This window comes from Brevundimonas fontaquae (assembly GCF_017086445.1).
Lineage (GTDB): Bacteria > Pseudomonadota > Alphaproteobacteria > Caulobacterales > Caulobacteraceae > Brevundimonas > Brevundimonas fontaquae.
In genome coordinates this window covers 587,778-605,484 of record NZ_CP070968.1, presented here as the reverse complement: position 1 = coordinate 605,484, position 17,707 = coordinate 587,778, and the positions used below count along the sequence as shown (strand labels likewise).

The following is a 17,707-nucleotide window of genomic DNA, read 5'->3' as shown; positions in this document are numbered from 1 at the left end:
TCGGGTCCGGGCGAGACCCGGTCAGGCTACATCCCATGCCGCACTCTTCTCGATCGCAGTCAGCGCCGGACGGCGAAGCAGGAGCAAAAGGATGACGGCGAGACCATAGAGGCCGGCGAGCGCGCTGAGGCCGACCGCCATGCCGAACCGGTCGGACAGGGCGGCCACCATCAGGGGCGTGAGGCCGGCTCCGATGAAGCCGACCATCGTCATGGTGCCGACGGCGGTCGCCCTTACGCGCGGTTCGGCGATGTCGTGCATGGCCGCATAGATACATCCGTCGAAGATGCCCTTGCCGAGGCTTGAGGCCAGAAGCACAAGCCCGACCGTGGTCGCCGTGGTGGCGAGCGGCAAGGGAAGCAGGAACAGGCCCGCAAGCCCGAGCCCGAGCGCCAGGACATAGAAGCGGCCGAAACCGGTGCGGCGCCCCAGGGCGTCCCCCAGCACCCCCCCGAGGGGGACGGACAGGAATCCCGCGAGATTGATCGTGGCCGATCCGATCAGGGCCGACCCGGTCAGATTGAGGCCCAAGGCGTCGTGGGCGAAGGTCGGAGCCCAGACCATCAGGCCGGTCGAGGCTCCATTGGCCAGGAAGAAGACCAGGCAGAGACCAAGAGCGGCGGGATTGGAGAGAACGGCGCGCAGGCTTCCCTGTGACGTCTTCTGAACGGAAGCGACCGGCGCCTCGACCGTCTTGTCGCGCAGGGCCCAGAGAAGAACGAAGGCGTAGACCAAGCCGGCGGCCGCGAACAGGGCGAAGGGCGCGCGCCAGCCGAACCGATCCGCCAGAAGTCCCGCGCTTAGGGCCCCAAGGCCGGCCCCGGCGAACAGGCCTGTCTGATGAAGCGAGAGCGCGCGACTGCGCGTCGCCTTGCCGTGCCAATCGCCGATCAGGGCCGTCGCGCTGGGATAGTAGGCGGACTCTCCGACCGCGACGAGAACCCGTGTCGCCAGCAGCATGCCGAACCCGGTCGTGAGCGAGACCATACCGGTCGCCACGCTCCAGAACATCAGGCCATAGACGATCACCCTTGAGCGTCGGGTCCGATCCCCCAGCTGGCCCGAAAAGAAGGCGGCGACGGCGTAGACCCAGAAGAACACCGAATTGATCAGGGCCAGATGACCCGCGTCCAGGCCGAACTCCGCGCGGATGTCCGGCATGGTCGCGACCAGGATCGAGCGATCTGCGGCGTTGAGGAAAGAGGCGACCCAGAGCAGCCCGATGAGCAGCCACGGATAGGCGGCTGAGGCGGGAGGTCTTGAAGACGAGTGTGGGGCGGACATCATGTCAATCCTCCTGTCCATCGATCAGGATCACCCTGAAGTCGTTGACGTTGGTCAGGGTTGGACCGGTGACGACCAGGTCCCCCAGAGCTTCAAAGAAGGCATGGCTGCGGTTGGTGCGCAGGTGCTCGACCGGATCCAGTCCCAGGGCCCGCGCACGGACCAGGGTGTCGGGGAAGATCACGCCTCCCGCGGCGTCCTCGGTGCCGTCAATGCCGTCGGTGTCGCAGGCCAGGGCGCAGATGCCCGGAGCGCCGTCCAAACCGATGGCCAGACCCAGCAGATATTCGAGATTGCGTCCGCCGCGACCTTCGGGGTTGACGACGGTCACGGTCGTCTCGCCACCGGAAATGATCGCGCGCCGTCGACCATCGCTGGCCAGGCGGCGCGCGAGGCCCGCATGGCTGGCCCCCAGATGCCGGGACTCGGCCTGGAGCCGGTCCCCGAGATTGGTGATGACAAACCCTTTCGCCTCCGCTGCTTCGGCGGCGGCGGACAGGGCATCGCGTGCGCGCGCGATGATCCTGACCTCGCCCCCTGCCAGGCCCAGACTGTCGGGGGTCGGGGTTTCGTTGGCGGGATCGAGCAGCGCCTGATCCACGGCGGGCGGAACGGCGACGCCGTATTCGGCGACGATGTCGCGTGCCGTCTGTAGCGTGGTTTGATCCGCGACGGTGGGCGCCGAGGCGACGAACGAGGGATCGTCGCCTGGGATGTCCGAGATGATCCAGGTCGTGACCTTGGCAGGACCCGCGGCCTGGGCCAGACGACCGCCCTTGAAGCGCGACAGGTGTTTTCGCACCGTATTGATTTCGGCGATGGTCGCGCCCGATCGCAATAGGCTCCGCGTGACCGCCTGCTTGTCCTCGAGCGACACTCCGCCCGCGGGCGCCGAGGCCAGGGCCGAACCACCGCCCGACAGCAGAAGCAGCAACCGGTCCTGGGCCTTGAGCGCCGTCGCGAGTCGCAGGGCGTGGTTCGCCGCATCCAGGCTTTTGTCGTCCGGGACCGGATGGCCGCTTTCGATCACCTCGATGTCCGGGCCGAACGACGCCTCCGAATCGAGATGTCCATAGCGGGTGACCACCAGTCCTGTGACGGGGCCCGATGATCGGCGCAGGGCGACACGCATCATCGGCACCGCCGCCTTGCCCAGGGCGATGATCGCGGTGCGTCCTGAGGGGGTGGCGGGAAGCTCATCCGGCATGGCGGCCTCGGCCGAGACCGCGATCACGGCGCGTGCGAACAGATCGATCATGGCCGCCCGATGGGGAGCGTTCGGATCATCGGTCATGTGGTCGCTGCCCTCCGGTCTCGACGGTCACCTCAGCGTCGTCGTTCCGTCCTGCTCACCCGACTTCGTAGGCGGGCGAAAGCCATCCCGCGCGGAACAGACTGTTGCCCACCAAGCAACATCACGCGGAGGACTGAATGTCCCAGGACAGGCGGGGCCGCATGCGCTCGACGAGAAAATCGATCAGGGTCCGAACACGTGCCGGGACGGTGCGCGGGTCGCTGAAGACGGCGGAGAACACCAGACCGGGTGTCCGCCAGTCAGGCAGAATCTCGACAAGCCGGCCCTCGGCCAGATCGTGCTTGCACAGGAAGGCCGGCAGGCGCGCGATACCGAGGCCTGCAATCGTCGCCTGCCGGAGAAGTTGCATGTCGCTGGAGACGAACCGGGGGCCGAAATCGATGGCGACCTCTTCGCGACCCCGCGACAGGCTCCATTTCTGGCGACGATCGGCCAGACCGTGGGCGAGCAGATCGAAACGCGTCAGTTCGATATAGCTTTGTGGCGCGCCCATCCGCTCCACATAGGAGGGGGCGGCGAAGACACCGCATTCGGTCTCGCCGAGCTTGGTGGCGATCAAGCCGGAATCGGCCAGTGGCCCCACCGTGATGGCGAGGTCACAGGCATCTCGGAGAGCCGTCAGGCCGTCGTCGGAGACGGTGTTGACCATATGCACGTCCGGATAGGTGAGCAGGAACTCCGCGAACAGGGGGCCCAGAAGGCTCTGGCTGAGAACGGGCGGCGTCACGATGCGGATCACGCCCTGGGGCTCGTTCTGCAGGCTCTGCAGCGCCCGCTCACCGTCCTGGAGAACGCCCATGGATCGCAGACAGTAGTCAAAGAACAGGGCGCCGTTCTCGGTCACCTTTACCGATCGGGTGCTGCGGTTCAGCAGCTGGGCGCCCAGATGGCGTTCGAGACGGACGATCCGCCGACTGATCGTCGATTTCGGCAGACCGAGCAGTCGGCCCGCCTGTGTGAAGCTCTCGGTCTCCACCACCTTGGCGAAGACCGCCAGATCGCCGAGGTCCAGCATCTAGACGATCCGGACGAAGGCGTCGTGAGGGGGGCAGCCGGTTGGATGCTCCCCGGGTCCGCGACCGACGGCGACAGGTTGGAGCGCACTCACACCGTGAGCCTCGACACGAGCCTGATCAGATCGGCGGGACGGACGGGTTTGGACAGATGTTCGTCGGCGCCGGCATCGGACGCGGCCGCGATGTGCTCGGGCATGGCGTTGGCGGACAGGATGGCGATCGGGGTTCGCGCGAGGCCCGAGCGTTCTTCGAGGGCGCGAATCTCCCGGACGGCGGTCAGCCCGTCCATCACCGGCATCTGCATGTCCATAAGGACGAGGTCGAACCGTCCGGACTGGAAGGCGGCGACGGCTTCGGCACCATCGACGGCCGTGGTGCAGCGCGAGCCGGTCTGCTCCAGAATCATCGTCGCCACCTTGAGGTTGATCGGATGATCGTCGGCGACCAGGACAGCGAGGGGACGGTCGATCCCGATCTCGTCGCCGTCCAGGACGATCACGCCGGACGGCGCACAGGGCTCGAACGGGAGGTCGACCCAGAACGTCGATCCCTCGCCCGCGACGCTGTCATAGCCGATCCGTCCGTCCATGAGGCAGACGAGCTCGTGGGAGATGGCCAGACCCAGGCCGGAACCGCCGAATTTCCTCGTGATCGTGCCGTCGGCCTGCTGGAAGCGGGCGAAGAGATCGCCGCAGGCCTGCGGGTCGAACCCCACCCCGGTGTCGGCGACCACCACCCGGACACAGCCGGCCTCGGGCAGGGTGACGATGACGGTGACCTGGCCGCGCGTCGTGAACTTCACAGCGTTTGAGATCAGGTTGTTCAGGACCTGACGCAGGCGATTGCCGTCGCCGCTGACGAAGCGGTCCGCGTCTTCGGGCAGTTCGAGGACCATGGCGACCCCCTTCTCCTGCGCCCGCAGGGTGAACAGGGCGCAGGCCGAGCGAACCATGTCCCCGAAATGGTAGGGGACGTATTCCAGGGTGACCTCGCCGGCCTCGATGCGAGCCATGTCCAGGATGTCGGACAGCAGGGTGGTCAGGGTGTCCGCAGACGACTGGATGATCTGGACAAGTTCACGATCCGGGGCCGAGAGCGGCGATCGCGCCAGCAGATGGGCCATGCTCACCACGCCGTTGAGCGGGGTGCGGATTTCATGGCTCATGTTTGCCAGAAACTGGCTCTTGGAAACGTTGGCGCTCTCGGCCGTCAATCGCCCCTCCTCCATGACCTGGAGCTTCTGGGCGAGCTGGCGCGACGCAACGCTTGCGAGCACGACGAACAGCAGGCCTGCGACGCCCATCTGGGCGGTGAGCCAGGGCGGATGCCCGGCCATGAGCACCGATGCGGTGACGGCGCAGAAGCAACCAATGTGCGGGAGAATGGACGCCCAGGTAAGATGCCTGGAGCCTGCACAGGCGATCACCCCGTTCACGATGGCTCCGGCCATGACCAGGATCGCGACGATGACAGAGAGGTCTTCGCCCCCGACGGCCTGTCGCACCGCGAAGGCGCCGAAGACGAGATTGTTGAGAGCGATGAAGCCGACCGCCCACCAGGCCCAGACGGTCGAAGGCGTCCAGTCCTCCGACTTTCGCGACGCCCGAAACCCCCAGAACTCGAGCGCCTGCAGGATCGAATAGACCAGGAGCCAGCCCAAGGCGAAGAGCCACCCTGTCATGGTGAAGAAGGCCACGGCGATGACGGCGCCCAGACCGATCCGGGTTCGCCACTGCCGGGCCCGCGCCGCCATGGCGCCGCCAAGACGGCTGAGATCGCCCTGGTTCATGTCATCGCCCCCTCACAGGCGCCCGAGAGCCATTGCGGACCATCGAATCGGCGCGTCCGCGCAAGCCTGGCGCCGGAAGACACCGACGGCCAGGAGCGGCACCTTAACAGCAGGCTGAACGAGGCGACGAGGCCGAAGAGGGCCGCAGCGCACCATGGAACGACCCGCCCACCCCGGCTCACACGACCGTCCACGGTCCGGAAATTCGCCCTCTGCCGCCAGGCCGCTCAACTGAGATCCACGATCCTGACGAGCCGGTCGTCGGAGATGGTGAAAAACGACGCTCCGCGCAGCACCACGCGCTCCCCGGCCCTGAACTCTCCGAGGTCCACGGCCGGCGTACCGGACCAGTCCACCTCAAGCGCCACATGATCCCCGGCGATGACCGCAGTTCGAACCTCCAGCCGCCGGAGGGTGAAGGTTTCCGCCGCCTGGGCTGCGAGGCGGGCGAAGGCATCGCGCCCGTCGATGCGCAAGGAGGGCGTGGCGTTCGAGACATTTTCGAACACCACCGTCTCCGAGACGCACGCGACCAGGGCCTCCACATCCCTCCGATTGTAGGCGTCGAGATATCGCTGGATGATGTCCGGCAGGGCGGTCCGTTCAGGCATTGCCGGGCTCCCGGCTCTCGGACCAAGACATGTCGCTGACATCCTTCCCGATGCCCCCGCAATACCGCGCATAGAGGGCGATGACGATGTAGCAGGCCACCGGAATGACGAGCGCGATCCGCAAGGTCGAGACGTCGGCGACATAGCCCGTCAGCGGCGGGACGATGGCCCCCCCGACGATGGCCATGCAGATGATGCCCGACCCCTCCGCTGCGCGTTTACCGAGACCGGCGGAAGCCAGGGTGAAGATGGTCGGGAACATCACCGCATTGAACAGCCCAACGCAAAGCAGCGCATAGCCGGACAGGGCCCCGGTCGTGAACACCGACAGGGCGATCAGCATGACGGCGCCGAGGGCGACGCTGGCCAGCACCTTCCAGGGGGCGATGAACCGCATGACCCACGCGCCGATGAAGCGACCGACCAGGGCGCCGCCCCAGTACAGGGCGAGGCGCTCGCCGGCGCCCTGGGCCGGCAGGGCCAGGGTGTCGGCCTGCATCAGATAGTTGGTCATCAGGCTGGCGACCGCGACCTCGGCACCGACATAGACGAAGATGCCCAGGGCCCCGAAGGCGAAGCGGGGTTGTTTCAGAAGATTGAAGGCGCTCAGGAAGGCGACGGTCGGAGTCTTTTCCTCGATCAGGCGATTGCGGTTCAGCCAGACCACGCCGGCAACGACCGCCAGGGCCACGGCAATGCCGATATAGGCGTGGGTGATCACGGCGGATTCCGCGGCACGGTAGGCGGTCAGGGCCGTTCCGCTCAGCTCTGCGGCGCTCACCGTCGCCAGCGACCCCAGGATCAGCGTGGCTCCGACCCAAGGGAAGACGGTCGTACCCAGGGAGTTGAAGGCCTGGGCGAAGGTCAGGCGGCTGGAGGCGGTGTCGGGTGCGCCCAGCATGGAGATCAGCGGATTGGCCACCACCTGGACCAGGGTCACCCCCGCCGCCAGGACGAACAGGGCGCCGAGGAAGGCCCCGAACAGGCCCGCGTTGGCAGCAGGGATGAACAGCAGACAGCCCGCCATCATGATCAGCAGGCCGACCACGGCGCCACGCATGTAGCCGACCTTCTGGACGAGGGCGGCCGCAGGCAGGGAGACGATGAAATAGGCGGCGAAGAAGGCCGTCTGGATCAACATCGCCTGGAAGTAACTGAGCGAATACAGCTCCTTCAGCTTGGGCACCAAGACGTCATTGAGGCTGGTGATGCCGCCGAAGATGAAGAACAGCCCGAAGACGAACCATTGCAGATAGCCGACGTCTCCCTTCGGGCCGCTCGACGACGGAACGGTATCATTGGCGGGCGTGGCGATCATAGGGTGTCTCCGGTCAGGGGCGGCGTCTCTTGGAAGCGGGGCTTTGTGTCAGGGCATCGTCGGCGCGGTTTCGGACACGACGTCCGGATAGCGATCCAGAAGAACGCGGGTGACCCCGTTGGTCCAGCCAAAGCCGTCCTGCAGCGGATACTCGCCGCCGCCGCCCGGGCGCTGTTGCTCGACGTCGTATTTCTCGAGCATCTTGCCGGTCTCGCGGTAGACGCGGTCGACCGTGCCGAGCCAGCGCGTGCCAATGGTTTCGGCCGTGGCGCGATGCCCGTAACGGTCGAGACCCGAGATTGCGACCCATTGCAGCGGCGCCCAGCCGTTGGGAGCGTCCCACTGCTGGCCGGTGGTCAGGGCGGTGGTGCGCAGGCCGCCCGGTGCGATCAGGACCGCCTCGGTCTGGCGCGCCGTGTCACGGGCCTGGCTGCGGTTCGCCCAACCCGTGAACAGGGGGTACAGGCCCGCCGCCGAAACGCTGGAGGTCATGCGGCCGGTCCGACGATCCCAGTCTCCGAAGCGGCGCTCCGAGGCGTTCCAGAGGTAGCGGTTCATGGCGCGCTTGCGGGCTCCCGCGCGGTGATCGAAGTCGCGCACGCAGGCGCGCTCGGCCAGGGCCCGGCAGTGGGCGGCGATGGTCCGCTCCAGGGTCCAGAGCAGGCTGTTCAGGTCGACCGGCACGATCTCGGTCGTGTGCAGGGTGGCGATATCCTGTGGATCGTCGAACCAGCGCGAGCTGAAGTCCCAGCCGCTCTCAGCGCCGGAGCGCAGGTCGCGATAAACCTCCGCAGCGGGCCGCCCTTCAGCCTCACTGGCCGTGGCGACGTCCTCGGCCCAGCTTTCGTCACGCGGCGTGTCGCGCGCGTCCCAGTAGCGATTGAGCAGGGCGCCGTCCGGCATCCGGACCACGTGGTCGCAGGCGCCGGTCGCGGCGACGCACTCGGCCCCCTTCATCCAGAAGGCGTACTCCCCCTGCATCGCCGCGAGCTGGGTCCGGCGGCTTACAGCATCCTTTCGCTCGGACAGTCCGACCATGAGGGCGAAGAAGGGCGGTTGCGACCGGCTCAGATAATAGGTTCGCGCGCCGTTCGGGATGTGCCCGTGCTCGGTTATCAGGGCCTCGAAATTCTCGAGCATGGACTCGACCAGGGCGTCCTGCCCGTCGGCCTTGAGGCCCAGCATCGTGAAATAGGTGTCCCAGTAGTAGATCTCGCGGAAGCGCCCCCCCGGGACGACGTAGGGCGACGGCAGCGCCAGAGCCGAAGAGCCTTCGACGGGCTCCAGGGCCGGGCGGGTGAGGACCGGCCAGAGCGCAGCGATATGGGCCTTCAGCGGCAGACCCTGGGCGACCTGCGCACCGTCCGGGACGGGCGTATCGCCCGGAATGATGAAACGGGCCTCAACGAAGGCCCGCAGGGCGGTCGCGCCCTGCGGGCGGTCGCGCGCGTAGTCGGCCATGATCTCGGCGACGGGCCGACGCGGGACGGCATCCACGAAGGTCTTGCCGTCCGGAAAGACCTTGCCGGTCTGGATCGCTTCGAACAGGGGACCGTAGAGGTCGGCGGGTGTGACGTCCTGAGCGCGCGCGGCTGTCAAGGTCGTCGCGGCGAGGGTTGCCAGAACAAGGCGACGGATGAGGGAGCCGGTCTGACGCATTGGGGGACACTCTACTTTTTGACCGACGACCGGCCAGAATGAAAAAGCGAGCTCCCTGTTTCGCCGTGGCGAAACAGGGAACCCAGGCTGGGGAGACTCTAGAAGCGGTAGCCGACACTCAAACGGAACGAGCGGCCGAGGATGGGACGCGCCAGGATGACGCCTGAACCCTGTGACCCGATGGTGCGGGGATTGCCCTCGGTCAGTCCGATCTCGTCGGTGAGGTTGTCGCCTGTGACCTGCACCTGGATTCGTTCGTTCACGTCCCAGGTGACGCCTGCATCCCATTTGTAGAAGGCCGGCAGGGTCTGCTGGTTCTGCACATCGGAGAAGCGGTCTCCGACATAGGCCAGGGTGGTGTAGAGACTGATCTGGCCGGTCTCGCCGACCGGAACAGTCCAGGACGGGGTGATCCGCCCTTGCCACTCGGGCTGACGCTGCACCGTATTGCCGGTCAGGTCGGTGGTGCCGCCGTCCGTGAAGAAATCCTGGTAGCTGGCATCCAGCCAGGTGCCCGAGAAGGCGATGTTGATGGCTTCGGTCGCCCGGATCTGACCCTCCAGTTCCACACCGGTCGTCTCGGCTCCACCGACCGACGCGATCGGTGCCCCATTGGTGATCACCGTGGTCGCCAGGCCTTCGAACTCGTTGCGGAATACGGTCGCATAGAGGTCGACCCGGTCATACGAGGCTTTCAGCCCGGCCTCATAGCTGTCGACCTTCTGCGTCTGCCGAAGACCGTCGCGCAGATTGTCGAAGAAGGGGAAGCTGTGCCCCCGGCTGTAGCGGCCGAACGCCGACAAGGACGGGGTGAAGGCGTAGTTGGCGCCCAAGGTCCAGGACGTCTCGTCGCCGTCGTAGGTCAGAGTCGAGAAGGTGCCGTTCAGGACGGCCGAGTTGTTGTTGAAAAGCGTGTCGGGATTGGCGTCGGTATCCACCCCGAAGGTGTTGTTCTCAAGGGTGCCATCGACCTGGTGGTTCTGATACCGGACGCCGCCGTCGAGGGTGAGCTCAGGGGTCACCTTCCATTCGTCGGTCAGATAGAAGGCCGTATCGCGGCCGTCATAGGTGGCGTTGACGTTGAAGGTCGAGCCGCTCGCAAACCCCGCTCGCGTCACCTGTTGCAGAGCCGTGGTCGCCGTGTTGCGGATGGTCATGTCCAGGCGTCGCGCGTTGGGCTCGGCGGTCAGCAACTGGGCGTTGCCGAGGTTCCAGCGATCGTCCGAAGAATACTGGGCATAGTAGAGCCCCGCCGTGATCGTATGGGATCCGGCCCGGAACTCGAAGGCCAGGTCGTTGACTAGGGATTCGATGTCCTTCTCGACGCGCCAGACGCCCACCGGGATGACCAACTGGTTTGCAGGGTCTGCGACCGCACCCCCGCCGTTGACGTAGGTCAGGCTCGTCAGAGTTCCACCGAGAGAGGCGGCATACGCAGCGGCCGTCTGGGGCGGGGTCCCCCCGGGGACCATGCCAAAGGTGTTAGCCGAACCGCTCAAGTAGCTCGTCCTGTTCCGGACGCTGATGTTGTCGGTCAGGTCGAAGTCCAGGTTTGCACCGAAGTTGACGATGTCCGAGCCGCGACCGTCGGCGAGATCGACTCGACTTCCGTCGTTCAGCACGGAGAGACGGGTTTCGTTGCCGGCGAAGGTCCCCGTTCCGGCGTCGAAGCCGTTCCACTCGGAAATGTCGTCCCCGTCCTGGCTTACGGGAATGGGCAGCAGCCACTGACCGTGGTCGTTCAGATAACGACCGAATACCAGCAGCGAGCCGTTGTCGAAGCGGTGACGGACATTGGCGGTGATCTGTCCGCCCCGTTCGGCGGTGAACTGCGGATCGCGGACGCCCGGCCCACCGGCATAGTAGCCGCCCACCATGAAGGTGGTGTCCGGTCCCAGCGGACCCGAGACATAGGCGTCGCCGCGAACGTCGCCGTAGTCGGTGGTCGAGATCTTGGCCAGGCCTTCGAATTCGGGACCGCCCTCGCGCTGGACGAAGTTGACCGTCAGGCCGGGCTGGCCCGAGGAAAACAGGGCGCTGGTGCCGCCACGTACGGCCTCGACCCGCTTCAGGGTCTCGTCGATGCGGATAAGTTGGCTGTTCTCGAGGAAGGACAGGGTCGAGGGCGGGAAGAAGGGCACGCCTTGCGTCTGCAGGGTGACATATTCGGCGTCACCACCCGACGGATAGCCGCGCACGAAGATATTGGCGCCGTTCTGGCCGCCCGAACTTTCGGCCGTGACGCCAGGCACGAGCCGAAACAGGTCCGCGGTGCTGGACGGCGCGGCCTGGCTGATCGCTTCGCTCGACAGGTTGGTCACCGCAAAGGCGGCGTCCTGACGACGGATCCCGGCCCCGGCGGTGCCGATGACGATCACCTCGTCGATCTCGGTTGGCTCGTCAGGGTCGAAGGTCTGCTGGGCCGGCGCGATCGTCGTCGCGGCGGTTGCTCCACCTCTGGTCGCCTGGGTGGGCGGGCTCTGGGTGCGGGACGAAACCACCAGGGCACCGCCGGACGTCTGCTGATAGGTCAGGTCCGATCCTGCGAGTAGCCGGTTCAGAGCCTGCTCGGGCGTGTAGGACCCGTGCAGGGGAAGGGCCCGTTTCCCGCGCACGGCCTCTGGTGTAAAAATCAGCTGGCGACCGCTCTGGCGCGCGAGTTGGGTCAGGGCCTGACCCAGATTCCTCTGCTCGATATGAACGACGACGGGACTTTCCGCCTGGGCCAGCGCCGGACTGACGGCACCGAGGGCGACGGAACACAGCGCAAGGGTGCGCACGAATGACATGGGCCTCATCTGATTTCTCCTCCCGGGCTCCTTTGTGGAGCTCTCAGCTTTGAAGGACGCAGCGTCCTCGACAATCCGAACCCTCAAGCTCGACTATTCTTCCGCGTCCCCCGCTTTTCGCCCGTTTGCTGACAGACCGATCCGATCCGGCGTGCGCAGATCAATCGAGAGCCCCAGGCCTTCTGCGAGTCCCTCGGCGAACACCGCCTCGCCGCCGATGCGGTACACGCCGCTGACCCGCAGCCGCGCCGTACGGTCGCCCGTCAGAACCAGAGGACGGCTTGCATAGCGATTGATTTCCGAGACAACCTCGGCGAGCGGCGTGTCGTCGAACACGACGACGCCGTCGCGCCAGCCTTCCACGACGCCCGTGTCGGCGACCTGTTGGACCCGAACGCCATGCGCATCGGCGGTGAGCATGTCGTTGGGTGACAGGATCGCCGAGGCCGCTCGGGTCCCGCCGCCGCTCGCGGCAACACTGACCTTGCCCTCGACCAGCAGCACCTGGACGGCCCCCGGCTTGAGCCGCACATCGAACCGGGTGCCATGCGCCGTGACCTGCTGACCGCCGGCGATCACATTGAAGGGCTTGTCTGCATCTCTGGCGACCTCGAACCAGGCCTGACCGGCATCGAGATAGAGCCTGCGCTCTGCCTGCGTATAGGCCACCCGAAGGCGACTGTTCGTGTTCAAGGTGACGTGGGATCCATCCTCCAGCGTCAGGATCATGCGCTGCCCGACTGCGGTGGAATAGGTCGGCAAGGTTGCCGGAGCTTGTGAGACATCCTGGTGGGTCTGTGCCATCCACATCAAAAAGGGCGCGAGGCTTAGAACAACAGCGGCGGCCATGGCTCCGAAAAGGCGTCGGTGGTCCGATTGACGACGACGCCGCCCGAGGGACGCCCGCGCCAGGGTTTCATGACGCAGGGCAAGAAGCTCCGGATCATCCCGGAGGGTTCTGATCCGGAGTTCCGTGGAGGCGATCAGGCTATAGGTGTCGGCGTGGCCCGGATGCCGGGCCCGCCAGGCCTCGAACCGCGCCTGAGTGTCCTTGTCCGGATCGCCGGACAGCACCACGCGCCATTCGGCTGCCTCGAGCGCCACAGGATCATCGTTGTCAGCCGCGGTGCGGATGGCGGGGTCCCTCCAGCGCGGCCGTCACATGGACCAGCGCCTTTGCATAATGTTTTTCGGCGGCCCGTGTGGACACACCCAGGGCCGCAGCCACCTCCCGCATCGCCAGCTCCTCGAAGGCCCGAAGCACGAAGGCGTCGCGCGTCCGTGTCGGCAACTCGGCAAGGCTGGCGCGGATGACAGCGATCTCGTCTCGGGCTTCTAGGACGCGCTCGGGCGAGAAACCCGAACCCATATCGTTGCTTTCGTCGAAAGAATGGTGCGCCGCGGCATGATGGGTCAGGGCCCGCCGACGCCGATCACGCAGCACATTGGCGGCGATGACGAACAAGAAGGTCTCGGGCTTCTCGATGTCCGCGGGATTCTTCATTCGGCTCAGGCCGACGAAAACCTCCTGAACAAGATCCGGCACATCGGCCCGATTCGCGGTCCGGCGCTGGAAATACTGGCTGAGGGCTCGCCCATAGCGGCGCGCGAGGCCGTCGAGCATGATATCCCGCCCACGCGCATCCGGCTCGATGCCTGGACGCGGATCAGTCGTCATGACCCGTATCCGCCGAAATCGGCTTCATCTTCCCTGCCCCCCGTGCGGTCCTCTGACGGGCCGTCAGAAGACAAGGACGCAGACACGGGCCAAATGCGAACCGGTTCCGCGAATTCGGCACGTCGAGGATCATGGCCGTGCGGTGTCCGGTCCCGTCGAGGCGGCGGGTTCGCCCAGATGCTGATCGAAGAACCGTGCGATCAGCGCATAGGCCTCCTTCGATTCCGGCAAGTCTGGCCAGACGAAGAAGGCATGCCACAGACCGTCGAACAGGAAGAGGTCGGACTCCACCCCGACCGCAGCCAGGCGCCGATGCATGGTCGTCAGGGTGGAGGCGGCGAAGTCGCGGCCGCCGGCGAGCAGGAGGGTCGGGGGGAAACGCGCAATGACGGCGTCGTCGGTTACAGGGTAGGCTTGGGGATCATCCAGCGGCACGCCAGCCATGTAGGGATTGGGAATACCGATGCTGTCTGCGGCAGCAGGCGGTGGAGCCGTTCCCCCGGTCGTCGCCTGGCCGAGGAAGACGCTGTCCCCGCCATAGCCCGAGCCCGTGCCGCAGAAGGTGCCGATCGCGCCGGGGACCGGCAGGTCGTGGGTCTGGAACCAGGCCGTGGCCTGGGCCACGACAACCCCGCCGGCGGAGCAGCCATAGAGGCCGATATTCTCCGGTTGATAGGTCTTCAGAAGTTCACGATAGACGGCCGCGACGTCTTCCGAGGCGGCGGGATAGCGATGCTCGGGTGCCAGCCTGTAGTCGACGGCTACCACCTTGATCCGGCCGACCGCAGCGATGGGAATAGCCTCCACCAGAGCGCCACTGCCCGATCCCCACATCCAGGCACCCCCGTGCACATTGATCAGAACGCGCGCCGCGTTACGATCTGAAACGCCTTCGCTCGGCATCACGACATCGACTGGCACGCCACCCATCGTCTGTCGCTCCTCATGGGTCGAATAGAGCGCCCGAACTTCCGCGAGACGGTCATCGTTATACCGTCCGTAGTGTTCGCGGGCCTTGGCGATATCGTCGCGGAACTCAAAGGGCGGCTCGTGCATCAGCCGGCCCGCCAGGGCGCGCGCCTCGGGGCTGGCGAAGTTCGAATAGGGCAGAACGATCGGCGGCAGGTGAGCCGTCGACGGGTCATCGACTGCAGAGGCGGGAGGGGTCTGAGCCCCTGCTGGCGCGCCCGCCGAGATCACTGCGGCGAAGATCGCGGCCGCTGGCCAGATTTGTTTGGTCATGATGTGCGCCGCCTTGATGAGAGGTCCGATCGAGCGATGTCCGAGAGGATGCGGGCGCTCGGCTTGACCGTGCGTTTGAACGTCGTGCGGTCGACTGACACCAGGCCGAATTTCGGACCGTAACCGGCGAACCACTCGAAATTGTCCAGCAGGGACCAATGCAGGTAGCCGATCACCGGCACCCCGTCGTCGCGGGCGGAGAGAACGGCCGCCGTCGCTGCGGGAATGAACCGGGCCCGCACTGTATCGTCCTGGGTCGCCAGACCGTTCTCGGTCACCAGAATCGGCCGGCCGGTCTGGGCATGGGCATAACGGATCGAGGCGCCGATCGCCTGCGGATAGAACTCGTCCCCCATCTGGGTCCGTTCCGCCCCCTCCGGCACCGGCAGCGGTCCTTCAGCGCCGATCAGGCTGCGACTGTAGGTCTGGACACCGAGAAAATCGTCCTGGCGCGCCTCTGCGAAGAAGGGGGCGTAGACCGTCGCCCGCTTCTCCTCGATCCGGCTGTCGGAGCCCACCGCCTGATCGTCCGGAATGGCCAGGGTCATGCCCACCGGCAGGTCGGCGCGGACTGTCCTGATCGCCTCTCGTGCCAGCCGATGCGCCTCGAGGACGGGGGCGACCATGGCCGCCGCATCGCCTGTGTTCATGAGAGAGAAGCGGTCGGACCCGCTGGCCTTCGCCGCCGCGGCCAGCATGTCCGTCATGGTCTGGCGCACGACCGGGTCGGGCGTCCTGCCCCATTCGCCCAGAAGCTGGAGATTGGGTTCGTTGAAGGTCACGACGTGGCTGACGCCCTCGCCCAGATGGCGAATGACCCGCTCGGCGTGACGTGAGAAGGTCGTCGGCGCGTCCGGGTGAAACCAGCCGCCTTTGGCCGCGAACCAGCGCGGCGAGGTGAAATGGCTGAGGGTGACGATCGGGGCCAGACCCGCCTCGCGGCAGGCGACGACCATGCGCCGGTAGTGCTCCAGCGCCGACAGCGAGACCTGGCCCTCGGCGGGCTCGATCCGAGACCATTCGACGGAGAAGCGGTAGGCGTTGAGGTTCAGCGACCGGACGATTTCAATGTCTTCGCGCCAGCGTTCAAAGCTGTCACAGGCGTCGCCCGATGGCTCGCTGAACAGGGTCGGTTTGACCTGTTCCAGCAGCCAGATGTCGCTCGCGACATTGTTGCCCTCGACCTGATGCCCCGCAGTGGCCGCCCCCCACAAAAAGGGGGCCGCGCCCTCGCCGCGGACGGCGCGGGCTGCGGCAGACGCAGGCTTTGCCGAAACTTGGGTGGCGAGGACGGCGGCGAGTGTCCCGGCCGTCAGGATGGAACGTCGGCTCGGGGTGGGGGAGAAGGCACGGGTCATGAAGCGCTCCGGCTGTCCAGCACATCATCTCCGAGCAGGAGACGAAGGGCTTTCTTGTCAATCTTGCCCACACTCGTCCGTGGCAGGGCATCGATCAGGATCAGACGGTCGGGCGCGGCCCATCGGCTGAGGTGTCCGGCAGACACCAACGGCGACATTCGGTCTTTCAAGGTCTGCAGAACGGGCGTGCGACCGGCTCGCGCCACGGCGAACACCACCGGTCTTTCCCCCCATCGGGGATCGGGAGCCCCCACGACCGCCGCCTCGGCGACGTCCGGATCCCGCAGCGCCAGGTCCTCGATTTCGGCGGAGGAGACCCATTCGCCGCCGGTTTTTATGACGTCCTTCAGTCGGTCGCGGATGACGATGTCGCCCGCCGCCTCACGGGTGGCGACGTCCTGGGTGTGGAGCCAGCCGCCCGACCAGAGAGCGGCGCCGGCCTCGGCGCTGTTCGGATAGGTTTGGGTGAGCCACGGCGCGCGCACCACGATCTCGCCCTGGGCGCCGGGTTCGTCGGAGACAGAGTCGCCGTTCTCATCCTGTAAGTGGACTTGGACCAGCGGGATGGGGCGGCCTGCCCAGCGGCGCACCTGCTCGGGCGGGCGAGCGTCATCGTCCTCGTGGCGCGAGAGCGTCAGCACCGGACCCGTCTCGGACATGCCGTAGCCCGCCACGGCGGTGATCCCGACGGCGGCGGCGGCGCGGAGCAGCGATTCCGGCAGGGCCGATCCGCCGATGATGACGGTCCAGGGACCGAGCCGGGCGTCGGGACCGGCTTCGTCCAGGATCATCTGCAGGATCGTCGGGACGCAGTGCGAATAGGTGACGCCCTCGTCCCGCTTCAACGCCAGTAGGCGGGCGGGGACATAGCGGCCCGGATAGACCTGTTTCAGCCCCAGCAGGGTGGCCACATAGGGCAGGCCCCAGGCGTGGACATGGAACATGGGCGTCACCGGCATATAGACCGACTCTCGCCACAGTCCCTGTTCGACGGGTTGCTGCCCCATCGCCAGCCCGACCGCCAGGGTGTGAAGCACCAACTGACGGTGGCTGAAGGTCACCGCCTTGGGCAGGCCCGTCGTGCCCGTGGTGTGGAAGGTCGTGGCCAGGGCGTTCTCGTCGAAGTCGATGAAGGGAAAGGTCTCCTCTTCCGCCGCCAGCAGGGATTCATAGTCCCCGACCGCGTCATCGAGCGAAACGGGCTGGCCGTCGTGGCAGGTGATGACCACGCAGCCTGGCTCGAGCGCCGGGCGCAGCGCGGCGAGTGCTTCCAGAAAGTCAGAGTGGACGATGATCGCGCGCGGACGTGTGTCCTTCAGGGTGTAGGCGATCTGATCCCTGGACAGCCGGACGTTCACCGTCTGCAGGACAGCCCCCATCATGGGAATGGCGAAATAGGCCTCCAGATAGCGATGACTGTCCCAGTCCATCACCGCGACGACATCGCCCTGATCCACGCCGTGGGCCGCGAGCACGGCGGCCAGACGGCCGACGCGACGCGCCAGCGTTTGGTAGTCGTGACGCCGGTTGTCAGAGCCGACGATCTCGCGACCGCTCCGCGCATCGAGCGCGCTCTGCAGCAGGTGCCGGATCAACAAGGGATAGGCATAGGCATCCGGCGCAGGGTCGGCGAAACGAAGCGCCATCG

The 17,707-nt window shown here is 66.4% G+C and carries 13 protein-coding genes; all 13 read right to left on the bottom strand.

Translation table 11 applies throughout. The features are described 5' to 3' along the window. Nucleotides 1-21: 21 nt before the first annotated feature. The 13 genes from JX001_RS02835 to JX001_RS02775 all read right to left on the bottom strand — a co-directional run bounded on the left by JX001_RS02835 (nucleotide 22) and on the right by JX001_RS02775 (nucleotide 17,705). Nucleotides 22-1,287, bottom strand: a complete 1,266-nt coding sequence (locus tag JX001_RS02835) for an MFS transporter (protein WP_205682207.1) — start codon at nucleotides 1,285-1,287, stop codon at nucleotides 22-24. Between the two features lies 1 nt (nucleotide 1,288). After that, nucleotides 1,289-2,578: a glycerate kinase type-2 family protein gene (locus JX001_RS02830; protein ID WP_205682206.1), complete on the bottom strand. Its 1,290-nt coding sequence runs from the start codon at nucleotides 2,576-2,578 to the stop codon at nucleotides 1,289-1,291. Nucleotides 2,579-2,699: 121 nt separating this feature from the next. After that, nucleotides 2,700-3,614, bottom strand: coding sequence for a LysR family transcriptional regulator (locus JX001_RS02825; RefSeq protein ID WP_205682205.1), 915 nt, complete (start codon nucleotides 3,612-3,614; stop codon nucleotides 2,700-2,702). Between the two features lie 89 nt (nucleotides 3,615-3,703). Beyond that, complete coding sequence (locus JX001_RS02820; RefSeq protein WP_205682204.1) at nucleotides 3,704-5,404, bottom strand: ATP-binding protein; 1,701 nt, start codon at nucleotides 5,402-5,404, stop codon at nucleotides 3,704-3,706. 227 nt (nucleotides 5,405-5,631) lie between these two features. After that, complete coding sequence (locus tag JX001_RS02815) at nucleotides 5,632-6,015, bottom strand: nuclear transport factor 2 family protein (protein ID WP_205682203.1); 384 nt, start codon at nucleotides 6,013-6,015, stop codon at nucleotides 5,632-5,634. Beyond that, a complete protein-coding gene (locus JX001_RS02810) occupies nucleotides 6,008-7,333 on the bottom strand; it encodes a sugar MFS transporter (protein ID WP_205682202.1) in 1,326 nt (441 codons plus the stop codon). Before JX001_RS02810 ends, JX001_RS02815 begins: the two co-directional genes overlap by 8 nt. Before the next feature lie 48 nt (nucleotides 7,334-7,381). Further along, entirely contained in the window at nucleotides 7,382-8,992 is a 1,611-nt protein-coding gene (gene treF / locus JX001_RS02805; RefSeq protein ID WP_205682201.1) for an alpha,alpha-trehalase TreF, read from the bottom strand. A gap of 98 nt (nucleotides 8,993-9,090) precedes the next feature. Further along, nucleotides 9,091-11,790, bottom strand: coding sequence for a TonB-dependent receptor (locus JX001_RS02800; protein ID WP_205682200.1), 2,700 nt, complete (start codon nucleotides 11,788-11,790; stop codon nucleotides 9,091-9,093). Nucleotides 11,791-11,874: 84 nt separating this feature from the next. Further along, nucleotides 11,875-12,858, bottom strand: a complete 984-nt coding sequence (locus tag JX001_RS02795) for a FecR family protein (protein WP_205682199.1) — start codon at nucleotides 12,856-12,858, stop codon at nucleotides 11,875-11,877. A gap of 40 nt (nucleotides 12,859-12,898) precedes the next feature. Beyond that, nucleotides 12,899-13,459, bottom strand: a complete 561-nt coding sequence (locus tag JX001_RS02790) for an RNA polymerase sigma factor (protein WP_205682198.1) — start codon at nucleotides 13,457-13,459, stop codon at nucleotides 12,899-12,901. Between the two features lie 129 nt (nucleotides 13,460-13,588). Beyond that, the gene (locus JX001_RS02785) at nucleotides 13,589-14,701 is read right to left on the bottom strand and encodes an alpha/beta hydrolase (RefSeq protein WP_205682197.1); all 1,113 of its coding nucleotides are present in this window, start codon (nucleotides 14,699-14,701) and stop codon (nucleotides 13,589-13,591) included. Next, on the bottom strand, nucleotides 14,698-16,059 hold the full coding sequence (locus tag JX001_RS02780) for a glycoside hydrolase family 1 protein (protein WP_241004727.1): 1,362 nt from the start codon (nucleotides 16,057-16,059) through the stop codon (nucleotides 14,698-14,700). Before JX001_RS02780 ends, JX001_RS02785 begins: the two co-directional genes overlap by 4 nt. After that, nucleotides 16,056-17,705 carry a long-chain-fatty-acid--CoA ligase gene (locus JX001_RS02775; protein ID WP_205682196.1) on the bottom strand — a complete coding sequence of 550 codons (1,650 nt, stop codon included), beginning with the start codon at nucleotides 17,703-17,705 and terminating at the stop codon, nucleotides 16,056-16,058. Before JX001_RS02775 ends, JX001_RS02780 begins: the two co-directional genes overlap by 4 nt. Nucleotides 17,706-17,707: the final 2 nt, after the last annotated feature.